Below are 17,975 nucleotides of genomic sequence, written 5' to 3'. Positions count from 1 at the left end.
GTTTGCCTGGCGCTCAGTTGCGTTTCTCAGGCAGGTTGGAGCAGCCGGCAGCGAGAAACTCGCATGGCAGGCTGCCGCCGCCGCCCGACGTGTGCGGGGGCGTGGCGGCTTCGATTTTTTCCACCTCGTAATATTTCGAGGTGACGCCCCATTTTTTGACGCCCTGGCACGTCGAGCGCACGCCAACCTCCGTCGCCTTTGCCGCAGTCTTGTAATAGGTGGTGATCCGGCAGGATTGGCTGACCGGCAGCGCCTTCGCCGGGCTCGTGACCGGCAGGAAGGTCGGGAAGGCAAGCAGCGAGATTGCCGCAATGATCCGGACGGCGGGCATGGTGAGGGGAAGGTGCTGCATCGTTTGTCTCCATCGATGGCGCCGCTCGCTCGTGGCGCAGCGGCGCGTTTGTTCCGGCAAGATCAGGCCATGATGCCGGTGCTGCCGCATCTGCCGCGCGGGGGAAGGCGGTAGCGGTCTGAACCGCCGCCGTCATCCGCGAGCGGCCGCGTCAGGGCGTTTTCGGCTTGATGAGCGTCTCTATCGGAACGGCGACTTTTGGAGGCCGGACCGTACTGGTTCCACCGTCGACGGCCAGCCCGCCGCTGTTGAGATAGCGCACCGTATAGTGCAGCTCATAGCCGGGAACTCTGATCCATGTAGGCTTGGGATTGAACTGGTCCGGCGGCCTCGAATACCACTTCGGGATCTGCATGATCTTGGAACCGGCACCGAATCCCGCAGTCTTGGCCGCTACCGCGAAGGCGCTGTCTCTGGGATCGTTCGGCGGCTGGTCGACATTGCCGATGACGACCAGCGAATCGTATTTTCGCGCGTCGAGCCTGAGTACGGGAAGGTTCAGCGCAGCCACGTCGCCTTCGCGCATCGTTAGGGCTTTCTGAACGCCGTCCTCATTGGCATAGACGTTGAGGTTTATGGCCTCGGATTCCGCATAGACGACATTGTTGTGGAAGTCGCGGGCTGGCAGGCGTGTGAGGCTGTCGAAGGTCACTTCAACCGTCGGCTTGGCTATGGCGTCCGTCACCACCAGGTTGCGCCGCGGCACCGTCCAGAAGATGAGATCATCGCCGGTGGCCTGTGTGCCGGCATCGGAGCCGTCTATTGCCGAGCATTTCGAATTTGGAACCGGCGTCGTCACCGGCAGAGGTGCCGAAAACGAGCTGCGTACCTGAGCGTCGATGTAATTGCCGACGTTGAAAACGTCTTCGAGGATGTTGCCGCCCTCGAAGCTCGCCGGGCCGGGTTGCGAGCGGATGATGACCTGGCTGGAATCGGTCTGCCAGCCGCTGCAGAAGACGTTGACGTCTATGGGAATGCCGATGTGGCGGTCGGAGGTCACCGGGATCGAGACTTTGATGGTCAGGATGTAAGGAACTTTGACAAACCAGCTGTTCGGCTGGTTCAGCATCTGCGTCGCAAAGCGCGACGGCCGCCATTGCTTCAGCGATTCGATCGATGCGCGTGACGATCGTCCCTGGGCGGCCAGCTGTGCGTTGGTGGCGTCGACCTTGGCTTGCGCCAGGTTGCGGACGGTATTGGTGATCAGGAACACGCCGAGTTCGGCTTTGCAGGGCCTGTTCGATTGTGTGGCATTGCATGGGGCAAGTGCCGCACTGGGAACCGGCGGCCCCGAAGGCGGCGGCTGGGCGGCCGCGGTGGCCGCCATCAGGCCGAAGAACAGCATCGTGCAGGTTTTCAACATGGTATCCTCGCTCTTTCGGTTGGAAACCACCCTCCGGCTAGACAGCAGCATTTGTTCGATGGCGGTTCATCGCCCGCACGGGGGATGAACCGCGAAACATCGGGCCGGCCCAGCGACGTCGAGCCGCCGTCCTTTCGGATTGGATATCTACTGCTTCACGACGCCTTTGGTTGTCACCTTCGGCGCGACGACCTTGGGCTTGGGGGTCTTCGGGCCGGGGTCGACTACCAATGCGGCCGTGCAGGAGCATTTGCCCGAACCGCAGTTCAGGTCGCCCTTGCACATTTTGGAATGCCGCATATCGGTGCAGTCGGCGGTCCCGGAGCAGGAGCAACTGCCTTGCCCAATCGTTCCGGACTGACATTTGAAGCTCCATGCCGGATCGGCGGCAAGGCCGGCCACAGCGAGCGATAAGGCAAAAAGCGTCGTCGAGATGAGCTTGCGCATGAATACCTCCCGGTTCTATCGAGCGATGGAACCACGAAGCAGCAACGCCTTCATCTCCCGCGCGGGGGACGAACTCGCATACCGGTGACGATCGTCAATTCTGTCCCTTCAGCACGACGAGATAGCCGCGTTCGACGCGAAGCCGGAACGCGATTTGCCCTGCAGTGCCGGGATCCTTGGAAACTTTGTCGATGACATAGCCGCTGGGATGCGAGCCAAGCCATTCTTCCGGTTTGTCGGTGGTTTCGAATGGCTTTTGCAACCGGGCCAGGAAGCCGACTTCGCCTTGATAGTCGAAAGCTACGGCCCAGTCCGCATCCTTTCGCTCGTCGATGAAATTGGCGAGCGGCGTCAGATCATAGCGTTTGAACGCGGTTGCCGATGCCACCGCGTGGCCGATGCCGAAAATGACAAGCATGACGATGGCCGAGCTCTTCAGCCTGGCGAGCGGGATCTCCGCCATGAAATAGCCGAACAGGATGACCACGAACGGCAACATCGGCACGACATAATGAGGCTGCTTGCCGGATATCGCGCTGAACACGAGAAACACGGCAACGAACGAGAATGACAGCAGGCGCAAGGCGCGCAGATCCGGCGACTTCTCGTCGATCAGGCTGCGTATCCGCGTGCGCAGCTTCAACCGCCACACCTCGGGTATGAAGATCCACGGTATGAACATGACGGGCAGCAGCAGCAGATAGAAATAGAACGGCCGGCCATGCGAATTGCGCAAATTGCCGGTGACACGTCCCGCCGACTGGTTCCAGACGAGATCGTAGACGAAATTGCCTTTTGTCAGGATGGTCGCCGGCACCAGCCAGATCGCCACCGGAATCAGCGCGGCGAGCACTGCCAGGCCCACTCCAGCGAGGAAGTTCGGTGTCGTCAGTCCCGCCCGCCGGTCGCGCCAGAACGGGTAGAACAGGATGGGCGCGCCGATATGGATCAGCACCACCGGGCCTTTCGTCAGCACGCCCATGCCGATGAACAGCCCGGCCAGAACGGCCTGCCAGCGGTTGCCGCTGCGGGCAAAGGCAATCAACGACAACAGCGCGGCGAGCACGAAGACCGTCAGCAACAGGTCGAACAGGATCAGCGTCGAATAGATGACGAACACGCTGCTTCCGGCAACCAGCCAGGGGATGCGCCGCGCGATGTCGTCGCGGCCCGGAAACAGGGTCTTTGCCAACGCCGTCGTCAGCCAGATGACGAGCGAGGAGGCGGCGAAGATGACCAGCATCGCCGCCGGCCGGCTGGCGCCGAAAATGTTCCAGACAAGGTCGATAAGCCAAAACAGCAGTGGCGGCTTCTGCAGATAGGGCGCGAAATTCATCGTCGGGACGAAGATCTGTCCGCTCAGATACATTTCCCAGGTGACGCTGAGATATCGCGTTTCGTCGACGGGCAGCAGTGGCCGGAAAGCGACCGCGATTACGATCAGCCCAAGCAGACAGAGGTAGGGGAGCAGCCGCTCGGTAGATGTCGGTGTCAAAGATCGAGATCCGCGCCAGAAACCATTTTCATTCCAGCCGAGCATAATGCCGCGTTTCTGGACCGCGAACGACCGCACCATGATTTTGGCCGAATTGCAACGATGCCGGTTTCGTTTCGCAGATTTTGCGGACGATGGTCTCAAGGGCTTGAAAAACTTGCCGGCCGAGTCTTTTGGACCGCTGCCGGTCCGGGGAACCTGAGCAAAATCAACTGGAGCGCAAGGGTGGCGACAATTCGCGCATCAACAGTTCGAGCTCGCGCTGATCGCCTGTACCGGTCTTGTCGAAGATCGTCGCCAGCTGCGACTTGACGGTGCCGTCCGAGACGCCGCCGGCCGCGGCGATTTCCTTTCGCGTCAGGCCGGCGGCAACGTGACCGGCGACGCGCCTTTCTGCCGCGGTCAGTCCGAACAGCGCCGCAATGGCGTCCAGCGCCGGGGTCGGTGTCGAACCGGCCGCGGCGATGAAGATCGCTGCGGCGGCGCGTTGCGAGATGCGCGCCGAGATTTCACGCCGCGCCAGCGGCATGACATGGGCCACCGCCGGAACGACCGTCCTGGCCAGGGGAATGTTGATGCCGCAAGGTCCGAGCGCGAATTCGTCGCGCGTGCCGAGCTGGACGGCACGGCCGATCGCGGCGTTGGCTTTGGCATAGGTGAAGGAAAGCTGTCCGCGCACGCAAGAGACCGAGATATTTTCGGCGAGCAGCGCTTCGGCTGACGGGTTGGCGAAGATGATGGTCATGTCTTCGGCGACGATCAGCACCGGATGGTCGAGGCTTTCGATGATGGAGCGGAAGATTTCGGCCTTGCGCCGCTCGGCCTCGAACAGATCGCCGATGGTCACCGCGCGCCGCACATGCGGTGCCAACAGGCAGACAAGCTCGATATCCTCGCGGGAAATCTGGCGCCTGTCCTTGTCGGTCACCACCATCAACGTGCCGATCCGGGTCGGCCGCTTCATCAACGCCACCCAGAAGAAATCGTCCAGCCGGTTGGGTTGCACCCATTCGCGCACGATGCGGCTTTCCAGCCATCTCTGTCGCGTATCCGGGCCTTGCAGGGCGTAGATCGAATCGACGGTGAACGGCACGTCGATCTCCATCTTGGGAACCGCCGCATAGAACGGCACTTGCGAGCCGTAGTCATGCTTCAACGGCTCAAGAACTGCGGGATCGCCGCAAGACACCGAAAACCGCGCGGAGCTGCTGATCGTGTCGATGACGGCGAGCATGGCAAGCTGGCCTTCCGCCAGGTTGCAGATGGCCTCGAGTGTCGCCTGCCAGCGGTCGACGTCGGCAATCGAATCGTAGATCGCCTCAACGACCTGCGGCAACGCGCGACCGGCCGTGCCCGCCAGCGATGACATGAGCCCCTCTCATTTGCCTCCTTGAGGCAACGAAGCATCAACTGCTAGAATAACGCTGCGTAAGGTTGCCAACAACCTATTTCATCTGCTTCGGACGGCCGCGAAAATAACATGATCGTTTCGCTTTCCCGTCAGCCATTTGCTCGCCGGTTGCGGCAAGACCCTTGCCTTCGCAATGCCGTGACGCCATAAGCAGGAACAGGCGCCGCAGCCGCCGCGAGGACTTGCCACAAGGACTTGCCACGAGGATTTGGATGAAAACTTTCCTTCTGCAGTTTTTCACCTGGTGGAATAGCCAGACATTGGGAACGCGCTTCCACACCTGGCGGCACGGCAAGAAGGTCGGGCAGGACGAGGTCGGCAACGTCTACTATGAGGGCGGCGTCGATTCGGAAGGCCGCACCCGTCGCTGGGTCATCTACCGCGACTATTCGGAAGCCTCGGCGATTCCGCCCGGCTGGCATGGCTGGATACATCATCGTGTCGACGTTGCGCCGCCAAGCGAAGACTACAAGCCACGCGACTGGCAAAAGCCGCATGTGCCGAACCTCACCGGCAGCCCCGCGGCCTATCGCCCGAAAGGCTCGGTGCTGACCAACCAGCATCGTCCGCAGGTGACGGGCGACTACGACGCCTGGACGCCTGGTTCGTGATCGATCGCCGCGACACGCGCGCGGTCCCCACGGAGGCGGTCCGCACGAGGGCGGTCCTTTGTCGCCACAATTGCTGTTTAGCTGTTTGCTGATCCGACAGCAGCAACTAGCCTTGGCGTTAAGAGAATCACCCCGGGCGCAAACCACCGGACCTTGCATGAGCATGTTCAGTCGAATGTTGACGGGCGGATTAACCGCGGTCGTTCTCGCTTCTATGGTGGCGCTTGCTGCTGCGCAGGAATTGGTGCCGCCTGCGCCGGACGCGTCGGTGGCGCCTGCAGCACCGGCAGTATCCGAGCGCATCACCAATCCAGTCGCTGAATTCGCCGGCATCGACAAGATCACCGGCCGTATCATCACCTTCGATGTTTATATCGACGAGACGGTTCAGTTCGGCGCTTTGCAGGTGACGCCGCGCATCTGCTATTCGCGGCCCGAAAACGAAGAGCCGAAGACGGATTCGTTCGTCGAGGTCGACGAGATCACGCTCGACCGGAAAATACGCCGTATCTTCACCGGCTGGATGTTTGCCGAAAGCCCCGGGATCAACGCCGTCGAGCATGCCGTCTATGATATCTGGCTGAAGGGCTGCAAGCAGAAGTCCGATGTGCCGGCACCCGCCGCCCCCAAAACCAACTAGAATCTGTCAGTGCGCGGCGGATACCGCGCCCTGCGGAACCGCCGCGTTGCCCGAGCGTTGGTGCCTCTCTACGGAGGAGGTTGCCATGATGATGGCCAACAAGAACGAACTTCTCGACATCGAAAGGGGATTCTGGAGCGGCGGTGCCGACTATTTCAAGGCCAATGCCGATACCGACTGCCTGGTGGCCTTCCCGCAGATGGCGCGGGTGATGAGCAATACCGATCTGGCCGCAACTGCCACGGACCCGAACCGCTGGCGCGATCTCGACATCGACCTCAAGGGCATCATCGAGCCGGGCAGCGACATCGTCATGCTGACCTACGAGGCGCGTGCGACGCGGCGAGATGGCGAAGCCTATGCGGCGCTGGTCAGCACCGGCTATGTCCACCGCGTCAATGGCTGGAAGATGATGTTCCACGCACAGACGCCGCTGGTGACGGCAGCAAAAGGCTGACCGGCCGCAAGAGCAATTCCAGGAAAGTGTGAACGGCTTTCCGTCCGGAATTGCGTTTCTGTGAAACGATGAACCATTCCAAGTTATGGAAAAAACACGGCCTCGCCCTTCAGCGCCTCGGCCAGCATCTTCTCGTACTTGCCGCGCGGCACGTCGATTGCACCGAAGCGTTTGAGATGCTCGGTGGTGAACTGCGTATCGAGCAGTGCAAAGCCACGCGCCTTCAGGCGTTCGACGAGGTGAACCAGGCAGGCCTTTGACGCGTCGGTCTCCCTGGCGAACATGCTCTCGCCGAAGAACACGCGGCCGAGCGATACGCCGTAGAGCCCCCCGACCAATCGGTCGTTGTGCCAGGCCTCGACCGAATGGCAATGGCCCATCCGATGCAGCTCGATATAGGCTTCGCGGATCGGCGCGTTGATCCAGGTTGACCGACGTTCTTCGCGCCTTTCGGCACAGGCCTCGATCGTCGCCTCGAAGTCGAAATCGATGCGGAACTCGAACAGGTTCTTGCGGATCGTCTTTCTCAGGCTTTTCGGTATGTGGAACCCGTCGAGCGGAATGATGCCGCGCGTCTCCGGCCGCACCCAGAATACTTCGGGGTCATTGGCGCTTTCGGCCATCGGGAAGACGCCGGAGGCATAGGCTTTGAGCAAAAGGTCGGTCGGGATGCGATAACCGGGTGCGTAGGGACGGGTCATCGCTTCGCCCCTGTGTCACTCGCCTTCGGCCAGGTATTTTTCCAGCCAGTGGATATCGTAGTCACCATTGGCGATGTCGGCGTTGCCAACGAGGTCGCGAAACAGTGGCAGCGTCGTCTTGATGCCGTCGACGACGAATTCGTCGAGCGCGCGCCGCAGCCGCATCATGCATTCGACGCGGTTGCGGCCATGCACGATCAGCTTGCCGATCAGGCTGTCGTAGTAGGGCGGGATCTTGTAGCCGGAATAGACGCCGGAATCGACACGGATGCCGAGGCCGCCCGGCGTGTGGAAATGGGTGATGGTGCCCGGCGAGGGGGTGAAGGTGCGCGGATCCTCGGCATTGATGCGGCATTCGATGGCATGGCCGTGGAAGCGGATGTCCTCCTGGCGCACCGAAAGTCCGCCGCCCGAGGCGACGCGGATCTGCTCGTGCACGAGGTCGATGCCGGTAATCGCCTCGGTCACCGGATGTTCGACCTGCAGGCGCGTGTTCATCTCGATGAAATAGAACTCGCCGTCCTCATAGAGGAATTCGATGGTGCCGGCGCCGGAATAGCCGAGATCGGCGATCGCCCTGGCGCAGACGCCGCCAATATGCGCGCGCTCCTCGGCATTGAGCGCCGGCGAGGGCGCTTCTTCCCAGACCTTCTGGTGGCGGCGCTGCAGCGAGCAGTCGCGCTCGCCGAAATGCACGCCGCGCCCGGCGCCGTCGCCGAACACCTGCACTTCGATATGGCGCGGCTTCTGCAGATATTTCTCGATATAGACTGCGTCGTCGCCGAAGGCCGCACCCGCCTCCGAGCGTGCCGTCTGCAGCGCCACCTCGAGATCGGCCTCGCTACGCGCCACTTTCATGCCGCGCCCGCCGCCGCCGGCCGACGCCTTGATGATTACGGGGTAGCCGATCGCGGCGGCAATGCGCTTGGCTTCCTTATCCTCGGTGACCGCGCCGTCGGAGCCGGGCACCACGGGAATGCCGAGGCGTTTTGCGGTACGCTTGGCCTCGATCTTGTCACCCATGATTCGGATATGGTCGCCGGTCGGGCCGATGAAGGTGATGTTGTGCGCGGCGAGGATGTCGGCGAACTTGGCGTTCTCCGACAGAAAACCGTAGCCGGGATGCACCGCGTCGGCGCCGGTGATCTCGCAGGCGGCGACGATCTGGTGGATGTTGAGATAGCTGTCGCGCGACGGCGGCGGGCCGATGCAGACGCTCTCGTCGGCGAGACGCACATGCATGGCGTCGGCGTCGGCGGTCGAATGCACCACCACCGTCTGGATGCCGAGCTCCTTGCAGGCGCGCAGCACCCTGAGGGCGATTTCGCCGCGATTGGCGATGAGGATTTTCTGGAACATCTTTCGCCTGTTCCCGGCTCTACTCGATCACGACGAGCGGCATACCATATTCGACCGGCTGCGCATCTTCAAACAGGATCGCCGTCACCGTGCCGGCGCGCGGCGAGGGGATCTGGTTCATCGTCTTCATTGCTTCGATGATCAGCAGCGTCTGGCCTTCCTTGACCTTCTGGCCGATTTCGATGAACGGCCTGGCGTCGGGCGACGGTGCCAGATAGGCGGTGCCGACCATCGGCGAGGCAACGGCGTTCTTCGACACGTCGGGCGTCGCCGGCGCGGCCGCTGCCGCAGGCTGCGCGGCTGCCGGGGCATAGGCCGGCTGAGCGGTGGCGACGGCATGGACGGCCGGGGCCTGCCGCGAGACGCGCACCTTCAGATCGCCCAGCTCGACCTCGATCTCGGTCAGGTTGGTGTCGTTCAGTATGCCCGCCAGATCGCGGATCAGCTGCTGGTCAACACCGTTCTTCTTTATCGACATTTTCGAGCCTTCTGTTTGTTGGCCGGTCATAGGCGTGCAGCCAGCGCCTGCAGCGCCAGCGTGTAGCCGAGCGGCCCGAACCCGCAGATCATGCCGACGGCGACCGGCGCGACCATGGAGACGTGGCGGAATGGTTCCCGCGCGTGGATGTTGGAGAGATGCACCTCAGCGACCGGCAGCGGCGCGACAGCGCGGATGGCATCGTGAATGGCGATCGAGGTATGGCCGTAGGCGCCCGGATTGATGACGATCGCGGCGGCCTTGTGGGCGGCCTCGTAGATCCAGTCGACGAGGTCGCCCTCATGGTTCGACTGGCGGAAATCGATCTCCAGCCCAAGTGCAGCACCCGTCTGCTTGCAATCGTCGGCGATCGCGGCAAGCGTCTTGCCGCCATAGATGCCCGGCTCGCGCTTGCCGAGCGCGTTGAGATTGGGGCCGTTCAGGACGAAAACCGTTTTCAAAAAATGCCGACCTTTCCCGGCGCGGCTAAGCCGGCGCGCCGGACCCTCTATAATGGGCATAGACGCTGGCGAAAAGAGCGCAAGTGCGTTCTTTCGCCGTCCACAGCAGCCGGAAAACGGCCGGTGCCGGAAACCCGCAGCCTAATCGAAACCCGAACGCTGATCAGAGCGCGGCCTTCGCCGCCTCGATCTTTTCGGCCAGCACTTCCTGGCCAAGCGCGCCGAACACCACCTCGTTGCCGACGACATAGGACGGCGTTCCGGTGATGGCGAGCTTGGTGGCGAGGTCATAGGTCTTGGAGAAGGCCTCGGTGATGCTCGGGTCCTTCATCTTTTCGCGCAGCGCCGCCTCGTCGGCGCCGAGCGACAGCGCCACCTTGATTGCCGCCGCCTCGGTGGCGCGCCCCTGGCCGCCGAGCAGCGCATTGTGGAATTCGCCGTATTTCTCCGGCTTCATCAAATGGAAGGCCATCGAGACGACGCTCGCCTTCTGCGAATCCGGGCCGAGGATCGGGAACTCCTTGAGTACGAAGCGCAGGTCCGGATCGGCCTTGGTCAGCGCGCGCATGTCGTCGATGGCGCGTTTGCAGTAGCCGCAATTATAATCATAGAATTCGACGATGGTGACCTTGCCGTTCGGATTGCCGACAACACCGTCGAATGAGGAATTGAAGATCTGGTCCTTGGCGTCTTTGATGACGCCGAGACTGGCGACGCGCTGTTCTTCCTTCTGCTTGGCCTCGAGTGCCTGCTGGGCCTCCAGAAGCACTTCCGGGTTCTTCAGCAGATAGTCGCGGACGATACCTTCGACTTCGGCACGGTCGAGCTTGGTACCCGAGGACGCCGTCTGGGCAAGCTGCGCCGTGCCGGCCTTCGCCGTCTGCGGATTGCCGGCGACGAAGCCGAACGCCAGCATGGCGAGAGCCGCTGCCACTCCGGTAGTGCCCAGCAGAATTGCCTTGGTCATGATCCTCGATCCTCTTGCCCGTGTTCCGGTCCGCTCGCTTTGGCTGTGTCGCAGCCTGCGTCCGAAAGGTTCACTTCTTCTTACCTGATGGTGCGTAGTTTATAATGTCCTGCGCGCGAAGCCAGCCCGGCTCGCCCCGCTTCATGCTCTGCTGCGCCCGCATGGCGAAGATTTTCGCATTCTTGTAGTCGCCGGAATAGAAATGCCCTTCGGCGGTTGCAAGCTCGGCGGCCGGGATGTTGCCGAGTTCCCCGTAAGCCTGTGCCAGATAGCGGTATCCGGCGGCGTTTTCGCGATCCCGTCCGAGGCCGGTGTTGATCTGCGCCACCGCCTTCTTCAGCGAATCCTGCGTGCCGATCGCCATCAGCGCCTGGCCGTAAGAGACCGGCAGCAGCCCGGATCGCGCCGGATCGAGGCTGACCGACTTGGCATAGGCGTCCGCCGCATCCTTCGGCCGGTTCGCCTTCATCAGGATGTCGCCGCGTAATTCTTGGAAATAGGGATTTTTCGGCTGTTCCTTGATCAACGCGTTGGTCTTGGTGAGCGCCGACGCCAGATTGCCGAAAAGATAGGTCATCTGCGCGTCGCCATAGCGTGAGGCGAGGCTGCCGGGGTTCTTGCGCATCAATCGCGACGCCGCCGCCTGGCCCTGCATGTAGGCGGCGATCTTGATGCGCATCATGTCGTGGCGCTGCTGCAGTGCCGGTGGGTCGACCTTGTCGACGTAAGGGCTCTGCTTCACCAGCACTTCGAGATTGGCGATACGCTCCTGCGGCATCGGATGGCTGATCCTGTAGGGATCGACTTGCGCGCCCGAGAGCGACAATGCGTTCTGGAAGCGGCCAAACGTCTTCAACATGCCCATGCCGGACTGGCCGGTTGCATTGAGATAGGTGATCGCCGAACGGTCGGCGGTCATCTCTTCGGTGCGCTGATAAGCGAGGATACTGCGTTGCGCCATCTCGCCGCCGCCGGCCACCACGCCCATGCCGGCGCCGGCGAGACCGCGGCTGTTGCTGGTGGCGCCGGCCACCATGGCGCCGGCGCCAAGCAGCGTCGCCAGGATCGCCATCGTCTTGGCGCGCTCGAGCTGTTCTCGCAATTTCTGCTGGTGTCCGCCGGCGATATGGCCGGCCTCGTGGGCAATGACGCCAATGATCTCGTTGGGCGTTTCGGCCGTCATCAGCGCGCCGGTGTTGATGAACAGGCGGCGGCCGGCAACAAAGGCGTTGAAGCTCTGGTCGTTGACCAGCACGATGTTGATGGCGTCGCCCGACAAGCCCGCCGCCTTGAAGATCGGCCGCGCGTAATCGCGCACCAGCGCCTCGATCTCGGCATCGCGCACAACCGGCACATTCTGCGCAAAGGCATTGACCGAGCCGGCCATGGCGACCACCGCGGCAAGCGAAAGCGTCGCGAGGGCGCGCGCTGTTCTGGCGATCGTCGATTTGGGTCGGCTCAACATGGCAGGTCCACTGGTAGACGAGTGGGCGAAGGATGAAAAGTCGGCAGCCTAAACTTACCGAACTTGTGATCCCCACACCAATCGGGCATTTGTGCGGCGCGGCCAGCATGGCCGGCACGTGCGGACAAGTGTGGTGGATTGAAAAATGGTTGTTTCGCTTTCGCGCCGCGGCGCGGTCGAACCGTTCCATGCCATGGACATCCTGGCCGAGGCGAATCGGCTGAAAGCCAAGGGCCTGCCGGTCGTTTCCATGGCCGTCGGCCAGCCTTCCGATCCGGCGCCGGCCGGGGTTCGCGAAGCGGCGGCCAATGCCTTGAAAGCAGGCCGCATCGGCTATACCGACGCGCTGGGCCTCGCCGGCCTGCGCAAGGCGATCGCGGCGCATTATGGCGAGCACTACGGGCTTGACGTTTCGCCCGAGCGGATAGCCGTCACCACCGGATCGTCGGCCGCCTTCAACCTCGCTTTCCTGGCAATGTTCGATCCAGGCGACCGCGTCGCCATCGCTGCGCCCGGCTATCCTGCCTATCGCAACATCATGGCCGCGCTCGGCATCGACATCGCCGAGATCGAGTTGGACGGCGCCGCCTATCTGCATGCCGAGCACCTGCAAGCCGCGCATCGCGAAAAACCGCTGAAGGGCGTGCTGTTCGCCAGCCCGGCCAACCCGACCGGCGCGGTCATTCCCGCCGGCGATCTCGAGGCGCTGGTCGAGACGGCGCAAGAGCTCGGCATCGCCGTCATCTCGGACGAAATCTATCACCGGCTGGCCTATGCGGCGCCCGACACGACGGCGCTTGCTTTCGGCGCGGATGTGACGGTGATCAATTCCTTCTCGAAATATTATTGCATGACCGGCTGGCGCATCGGCTGGATGGTGCTGCCGCAGGAACTGGTGCGGCCAGTCGAGCGCATCGCCCAGAGCCTCTACATCTCGCCGCCCGAACTGTCCCAGATTGCCGCGATCGAGGCATTCAAGGCGACGCCAGAGCTGGAAGCGGTGAAGGCGCGCTATGCCTGGAACCGCGAGCTCCTGATGCAACGCCTGCCGGAGCTCGGCTTTGCTTTGGCCGCGCCCATGGACGGCGCGTTCTACGCCTTCTGCGACGTCACCAGGCACACCAATGACAGCATGGCGTTTGCGCGCCGGATGCTGGCCGAGGCGCATGTGGCGGCGACGCCGGGCCGCGATTTCGACCCGCTGCAAGGCCATCGCACGATGCGCTTTTCCTATGCCGGCAGCCACGACGACATGGTCGAGGCGATGGCGCGTATCGAACGCTGGCTGAAGTAGCGGGGGCGACGATGCTGGAGCTTGATCAGGCGCCCCAACTCGAACATGCGTTGCGCGAGGTCGCTGCCGAAATGGCGGAGCGTACCGATCGCGGCGACGTCGCCAGCTATATTCCCCAGCTCGGCAAGATCGACCCGAAAAAATTCGGCATTGCCGCGGTGACCAATGACGGCCGCGTGCTGACCGCGGGCGACGCCGACGAGGCGTTTTCGATCCAGAGCATCTCAAAGGTGTTCACGCTGACGCTGGCGCTCGGCAATGTCGGCGACGCGCTGTGGCAGCGGGTTGGGCGCGAACCTTCGGGCAATCCGTTCAACTCGATCGTCCAGCTCGAGCACGAGAACGGCATTCCGCGCAATCCGTTCATCAATGCCGGCGCCATCGTGGTCTCGGACATCCTGCTCGCCGGCCATCAGCCGCGCGAGGCGATCGGCGAGATCCTGCGCTTCATCCAGTTCCTGGCCGATGACGACACCATCATCATCGACCGCGAGGTCGCGGCGTCCGAACGCGCCACCGGCTTTCGCAATTTCGCGCTTGCCAATTACATGAAATCGTTCGGTAATCTCAATCACGCGCCGGAACTGGCGCTGGGCGTCTATTTCCACCATTGCGCTATCGCCATGAGCTGCCGGCAACTGGCCCTGGCCGGCCGCTTCCTTGCCAATGGCGGCAAGAACCCGGCGACTGGGCATTCCGTCGTCTCGGCAGAGCGCGCCCGCCGCATCGGCGCGATGATGCTGACCTGCGGCCACTATGACGGCTCCGGCGACTTCGCTTTCCGCGTCGGCATTCCCGGCAAGAGCGGCGTTGGCGGCGGCATATTGGGGATCGTGCCGGGCGTCGCCTCGCTTGCCGTCTGGTCGCCTGGCCTTAATGCCAACGGCAATTCCAGGCTGGGCTCGATCGCGTTGGAAAAATTGGCGAAGACGATGAACTGGTCGATCTTCGCGCCATAAGCATTTTGCAGCCAAATGGAATCATTTGGCGTCCGCACAAATGCGGCAAAACAAACAGTTAGAGCGGAATGCCCCATTCAATTTGAATGCATTCCGCTCTGGTGCCTGTCGCCTGAATTGGGACAAAAAAATCCCGCGCAGCCGATCGGCAGCGCGGGATTTTTTTAATCAGAAAGTCTGGCTAATGCACGGAAAGGCTTAGAAAAAGCCCTTCCGTTGCCACCAGCCGGCACGCTTCGGCTTGTCCTCGGCCTTTGCTTCCTCGGTCTTTGCCTCGTCGGTCTTTGCCTCGTCCGGGACGATCGAGGAGACGACCGGCACGACCGGAGCATCCACCGGTACGGGCTTGCGCCGCGACGGCCGGACCTTCGGCGTTTCCTCGGCAGCCGCCACTTCAGTCTCCTGCGAAGCCGGCGCAGCGGTCTCGCCGGAAGCCACGGAGGCGGCCTCGGCAGCCGATGTCTCGGCGCCCGCAATCTCGGCAACTGCATCCGCCGCAACCTTCTTCGGCTTGGCGGCACGGCGCGGCTTCTTCGGCTTTTCGGCGCTCGGCATGTCGTCGTTCGCCGGAGCGAGCACCGCAAGCTCTTCGGCCGGCGGCGCACCTTCCGGCTCGCCGGTTACGGGCTCTTCTTCCGACACGGCACCTTCCGTCATGGCGGCTGGCTCGCCGGGGGCAGCTTCCAAGCCGTCCTCGCCGTCCTCACGGCGATTGCGCTTGCCGCCGCGCTTGCCGCGCCGGCGCTTCTTGCCGTGACCGTCGTCCGCCGCTTCCGCCGTTTCGGCAACACCGGCCGGCGCTTCACGTTCCGCTTCGGCGCCTTGATCGCCGGCGGCTACGAAGGCATCGTCTATCGGCGCCGAAACGGAAGCACCTTCCACAGCAGCGCCATGCTCGCGATCGCCATGTTCGCGTTCCCCGTGTTCACGATCCCCGTGTTCACGATCCTTGCCGCCGCGCCGTCTGCGGCGCTTGCGGCGCTTGCGATCGCGGCCTTCGCCGTCCTCGCCGGACCTTGGCTGCTGCGGCTGCTGGGCAGGGCGTGGCTGCTCGGCCTGCACCGGTGCCTCGTCTTCCTCTTCGATGACGATCTCGTCCTCGGGTTCTTCCGGCTCAACATAGGCCGGGAACGTGCGCGCCTCGACAAAGCCTTCCGGCTTTTCGGCCAGCGCGCCGCGGAAGATGGCATAGTGTTGTGCACCGACCGCGTCATCGGCTTCGATGGTGATGGTCACGCCGAAGCGGTGCTCGAATTCCACCAGCGTGCCGCGCTTGTGATTGAGCACATAGAGCGCGGTCGCCGCCGGCGTCCGCACCGTGATGTGGCTGCGCGAATCCTTGAGCAGGAATTCCTCGATTGCCCGCACCACCAGCAGCGCGACCGACGAATCGGAGCGCACATGGCCGGTGCCGCCGCAATGCGGGCAAGGCTTCATGGTCGATTCCAGCACGCTGGCACGGATGCGCTGGCGCGACATCTCCATCAGGCCGAAATGCGAGATGCGGCCGACCTGGATGCGGGCACGATCGTTCTTGAGGTGATCCTTCAGCCGCTTCTCGACGGAGCGGTTGTTGCGGTTCTCCTCCATATCGATGAAGTCGATGACGATCAGGCCGGCGAGATCGCGCAGCCTCAATTGCCGGGCGACTTCCTCGGCGGCTTCCAGATTGGTGTGAAGTGCGGTGTCCTCGATCGAGTGCTCCTTGGTGGAACGGCCCGAATTGACGTCGATGGCGACCAGCGCTTCCGTCTGGTTGATGATGATGTAGCCGCCGCTCTTCAGCGTCACCTGCGGCTGCAGCATGCGGTCGAGCTGCGCTTCGATGCCGTTGCGCACAAAGATCGGCGTCGTGTCGCGGAACGGCTGAACCACCTTGGCGTGGCTCGGCATCAGCATGCGCATGAAGTCCTTGGCCTCGCGGTAGCCTTCTTCGCCGGAAACCAGGATCTCGTCGATATCCTTGTTGTAAAGGTCGCGCACCGAGCGCTTGATCAGGCTGCCTTCCTCGTAAACCAGGGCAGGGGCCGTGGATTGCAGCGTCAGATTGCGGACGTTTTCCCAAAGCCGCATCAAATATTCGTAGTCGCGCTTGATCTCTGCCTTTGTGCGGCTTTCGCCTGCCGTACGCAGGATGACACCCATGCCTTGCGGCACTTCGAGATCGGCGACCACTTCCTTCAGCCGCTTGCGGTCCTGCGCATTGGTGATCTTGCGCGAAATACCGCCGCCGCGTGCCGTGTTCGGCATCAGCACCGAATAGCGGCCGGCCAGTGACAGGTAGGTGGTCAGCGCTGCACCCTTGTTGCCGCGCTCTTCCTTGACGACCTGCACCAGCAGGATCTGCCGGCGCTTGATCACTTCCTGGATCTTGTACTGGCGGCGCACCGGCTTGCGGCGGTTGCGTACTTCTTCGAGCGCGTCTTCAGCGCCGACCGATTCGATCTCGTGATCGTCCGGATGCGAGGATTGGACCTCCTCCAGCATGCCGCGATCATTGTCTTCGGACGTCGCTTCGCCGCTTGTCTCGGCCCCGCTTGTCTCGACTTGCGGGACGGCTTCGGAGATTACGTCGGCATCGACGCTGGCAGCGATGGAACTCGATCCGCCTTCGGAAGGCTCGGTCTCGCCGCTATCGGCGACTTCTTCACTCTGTCCAGCGGCATCCTCGCTCTGTCCGGCAGTGTCGGACGTGGTGTTGTCGGCAACGGCATCCAGCTTTTCTGCGACGGCACCTTCGCCGTTCTCGCTATTCTCACCGTCGGCCGCGCCTGCCTCGCGCCTGTGCTCGCCGCGGTCGCGGCTCTTGCCGCCGCGCCGGCGTCCGCGCTTGCCACGGTCGCGGCTCTGGCGGTCCTCGCCTTCGGCGGCTTCCTCGTCCTCTTCGTCCTGGGCTTCCTGGGCTTCCGCACGCAGCAGCGCCTGACGGTCGGCGACCGGAATCTGGTAGTAGTCGGGATGTATTTCACTGAAGGCGAGGAAACCGTGACGGTTGCCGCCATATTCGACAAAGGCTGCCTGAAGGGAAGGTTCGACGCGCGTTACGCGGGCGAGATAGATGTTTCCTTTGAGCTGCTTCTTGTCCTGGGATTCAAAGTCGAATTCTTCAATACGGTTACCGCGAACGACGACAACGCGTGTTTCCTCCGGGTGGGAGGCGTCTATCAGCATTTTGTTGGGCATTATTTCGTTTCCTCCCGGCAGCCGTCGGCCGCAGCTTGCAGGACACTGCCCGCTGCCGTGGACCTGGAACATGGGTGCCGGACAATTGAACGTCCGCCGGCCGCTGCCTGAGCGCCATGGCGGTGCCGCCCGCAGCCGTAGTGGCGCGGTTTGTTGCGGACCTTTCCATGATTGCGCTTGAAGCCATCGTCACCAGCAGAACCTTTTGAACCAAAGCCCGGGAAAAACCGGACCAGCTTGTTTGCTCATACAGAGCCGGCACGGGACAATCCCGGCCGTTTTGCTCACGCAGGCGATTCCCCCGCCACGGGAGCACGCCTGCGAAAATCGTC

The 17,975-nt window shown here is 62.8% G+C and carries 17 protein-coding genes; 5 read left to right on the top strand and 12 right to left on the bottom strand.

Annotated features, from left to right (window positions below; all coding sequences use genetic code 11):
• Window positions 1-13: 13 nt before the first annotated feature.
• From NKI59_RS03485 to NKI59_RS03465, 5 genes are all read right to left on the bottom strand, one after another.
• Complete coding sequence (locus NKI59_RS03485) at window positions 14-352, bottom strand: hypothetical protein (protein WP_352702371.1); 339 nt, start codon at window positions 350-352, stop codon at window positions 14-16.
• 151 nt (window positions 353-503) lie between these two features.
• Entirely contained in the window at window positions 504-1,712 is a 1,209-nt protein-coding gene (locus NKI59_RS03480) for a hypothetical protein (protein WP_352702369.1), read from the bottom strand.
• A 150-nt stretch (window positions 1,713-1,862) separates the two neighbouring features.
• Window positions 1,863-2,162, bottom strand: coding sequence for a hypothetical protein (locus NKI59_RS03475; protein ID WP_352702367.1), 300 nt, complete (start codon window positions 2,160-2,162; stop codon window positions 1,863-1,865).
• A 94-nt stretch (window positions 2,163-2,256) separates the two neighbouring features.
• Window positions 2,257-3,657, bottom strand: coding sequence for an ArnT family glycosyltransferase (locus tag NKI59_RS03470; RefSeq protein WP_352702365.1), 1,401 nt, complete (start codon window positions 3,655-3,657; stop codon window positions 2,257-2,259).
• Between the two features lie 208 nt (window positions 3,658-3,865).
• Window positions 3,866-5,026 (bottom strand): helix-turn-helix transcriptional regulator, encoded by a 1,161-nt coding sequence (locus NKI59_RS03465; RefSeq protein WP_352702362.1) that lies wholly within the window; start codon window positions 5,024-5,026, stop codon window positions 3,866-3,868.
• Window positions 5,027-5,280: 254 nt separating this feature from the next.
• Between NKI59_RS03465 and NKI59_RS03460 the strand changes: the two genes are divergently transcribed.
• From NKI59_RS03460 to NKI59_RS03450, 3 genes are all read left to right on the top strand, one after another.
• Window positions 5,281-5,679: an NADH:ubiquinone oxidoreductase subunit NDUFA12 gene (locus NKI59_RS03460; protein ID WP_023674818.1), complete on the top strand. Its 399-nt coding sequence runs from the start codon at window positions 5,281-5,283 to the stop codon at window positions 5,677-5,679.
• A 157-nt stretch (window positions 5,680-5,836) separates the two neighbouring features.
• Window positions 5,837-6,319 carry a DUF2155 domain-containing protein gene (locus NKI59_RS03455; RefSeq protein WP_352702360.1) on the top strand — a complete coding sequence of 161 codons (483 nt, stop codon included), beginning with the start codon at window positions 5,837-5,839 and terminating at the stop codon, window positions 6,317-6,319.
• A gap of 88 nt (window positions 6,320-6,407) precedes the next feature.
• Window positions 6,408-6,776 (top strand): hypothetical protein, encoded by a 369-nt coding sequence (locus NKI59_RS03450; protein ID WP_352683424.1) that lies wholly within the window; start codon window positions 6,408-6,410, stop codon window positions 6,774-6,776.
• 83 nt (window positions 6,777-6,859) lie between these two features.
• Here NKI59_RS03450 and aat read toward each other — a convergent pair whose 3' ends face one another.
• The 6 genes from aat to NKI59_RS03420 form a co-directional block, all read right to left on the bottom strand.
• On the bottom strand, window positions 6,860-7,477 hold the full coding sequence (gene aat, locus NKI59_RS03445; RefSeq protein WP_023674821.1) for a leucyl/phenylalanyl-tRNA--protein transferase: 618 nt from the start codon (window positions 7,475-7,477) through the stop codon (window positions 6,860-6,862).
• A gap of 15 nt (window positions 7,478-7,492) precedes the next feature.
• Window positions 7,493-8,836 carry an acetyl-CoA carboxylase biotin carboxylase subunit gene (gene accC, locus NKI59_RS03440; RefSeq protein ID WP_023674822.1) on the bottom strand — a complete coding sequence of 448 codons (1,344 nt, stop codon included), beginning with the start codon at window positions 8,834-8,836 and terminating at the stop codon, window positions 7,493-7,495.
• A gap of 19 nt (window positions 8,837-8,855) precedes the next feature.
• A complete protein-coding gene (gene accB, locus NKI59_RS03435) occupies window positions 8,856-9,314 on the bottom strand; it encodes an acetyl-CoA carboxylase biotin carboxyl carrier protein (protein WP_023674823.1) in 459 nt (152 codons plus the stop codon).
• A 26-nt stretch (window positions 9,315-9,340) separates the two neighbouring features.
• A complete protein-coding gene (gene aroQ / locus NKI59_RS03430; protein ID WP_352702358.1) occupies window positions 9,341-9,775 on the bottom strand; it encodes a type II 3-dehydroquinate dehydratase in 435 nt (144 codons plus the stop codon).
• 163 nt (window positions 9,776-9,938) lie between these two features.
• Entirely contained in the window at window positions 9,939-10,742 is an 804-nt protein-coding gene (locus tag NKI59_RS03425; protein WP_352636991.1) for a DsbA family protein, read from the bottom strand.
• A 70-nt stretch (window positions 10,743-10,812) separates the two neighbouring features.
• Window positions 10,813-12,207, bottom strand: coding sequence for a M48 family metalloprotease (locus tag NKI59_RS03420; protein WP_352472763.1), 1,395 nt, complete (start codon window positions 12,205-12,207; stop codon window positions 10,813-10,815).
• Window positions 12,208-12,352: 145 nt separating this feature from the next.
• On the opposite strand from NKI59_RS03420, the gene NKI59_RS03415 reads away from it, so the two are divergent.
• Both NKI59_RS03415 and NKI59_RS03410 read left to right on the top strand, forming a co-directional pair.
• On the top strand, window positions 12,353-13,501 hold the full coding sequence (locus NKI59_RS03415) for a pyridoxal phosphate-dependent aminotransferase (protein ID WP_352457445.1): 1,149 nt from the start codon (window positions 12,353-12,355) through the stop codon (window positions 13,499-13,501).
• A gap of 11 nt (window positions 13,502-13,512) precedes the next feature.
• On the top strand, window positions 13,513-14,460 hold the full coding sequence (locus tag NKI59_RS03410) for a glutaminase (protein ID WP_352702356.1): 948 nt from the start codon (window positions 13,513-13,515) through the stop codon (window positions 14,458-14,460).
• A gap of 198 nt (window positions 14,461-14,658) precedes the next feature.
• Here NKI59_RS03410 and NKI59_RS03405 read toward each other — a convergent pair whose 3' ends face one another.
• Window positions 14,659-17,643: an Rne/Rng family ribonuclease gene (locus tag NKI59_RS03405; protein WP_352702354.1), complete on the bottom strand. Its 2,985-nt coding sequence runs from the start codon at window positions 17,641-17,643 to the stop codon at window positions 14,659-14,661.
• Window positions 17,644-17,975 lie beyond the last annotated feature (332 nt).

The sequence above is a fragment of the Mesorhizobium sp. M0598 genome (genome assembly GCF_040320865.1).
GTDB lineage: Bacteria > Pseudomonadota > Alphaproteobacteria > Rhizobiales > Rhizobiaceae > Mesorhizobium.
Note: the sequence above shows the minus strand (reverse complement) of the source record. Positions and strands in the feature narration are given on the sequence as shown.

Bases quoted from the DNA above. Each gene is read 5' to 3' on its own strand.
- NKI59_RS03485 (WP_352702371.1), bottom strand. From the start codon at position 352: ATGCAGCACCTTCCCCTCACCATGCCCGCCGTCCGGATCATTGCGGCA.
- NKI59_RS03475 (WP_352702367.1), bottom strand. From the start codon at position 2,162: ATGCGCAAGCTCATCTCGACGACGCTTTTTGCCTTATCGCTCGCTGTG.
- NKI59_RS03465 (WP_352702362.1), bottom strand. From the start codon at position 5,026: ATGTCATCGCTGGCGGGCACGGCCGGTCGCGCGTTGCCGCAGGTCGTT.
- NKI59_RS03460 (WP_023674818.1), top strand. From the start codon at position 5,281: ATGAAAACTTTCCTTCTGCAGTTTTTCACCTGGTGGAATAGCCAGACA.
- NKI59_RS03455 (WP_352702360.1), top strand. From the start codon at position 5,837: ATGAGCATGTTCAGTCGAATGTTGACGGGCGGATTAACCGCGGTCGTT.
- NKI59_RS03450 (WP_352683424.1), top strand. From the start codon at position 6,408: ATGATGGCCAACAAGAACGAACTTCTCGACATCGAAAGGGGATTCTGG.
- aat (WP_023674821.1), bottom strand. From the start codon at position 7,477: ATGACCCGTCCCTACGCACCCGGTTATCGCATCCCGACCGACCTTTTG.
- accC (WP_023674822.1), bottom strand. From the start codon at position 8,836: ATGTTCCAGAAAATCCTCATCGCCAATCGCGGCGAAATCGCCCTCAGG.
- accB (WP_023674823.1), bottom strand. From the start codon at position 9,314: ATGTCGATAAAGAAGAACGGTGTTGACCAGCAGCTGATCCGCGATCTG.
- NKI59_RS03425 (WP_352636991.1), bottom strand. From the start codon at position 10,742: ATGACCAAGGCAATTCTGCTGGGCACTACCGGAGTGGCAGCGGCTCTC.
- NKI59_RS03420 (WP_352472763.1), bottom strand. From the start codon at position 12,207: ATGTTGAGCCGACCCAAATCGACGATCGCCAGAACAGCGCGCGCCCTC.
- NKI59_RS03415 (WP_352457445.1), top strand. From the start codon at position 12,353: ATGGTTGTTTCGCTTTCGCGCCGCGGCGCGGTCGAACCGTTCCATGCC.
- NKI59_RS03410 (WP_352702356.1), top strand. From the start codon at position 13,513: ATGCTGGAGCTTGATCAGGCGCCCCAACTCGAACATGCGTTGCGCGAG.
- NKI59_RS03405 (WP_352702354.1), bottom strand. From the start codon at position 17,643: ATGCCCAACAAAATGCTGATAGACGCCTCCCACCCGGAGGAAACACGC.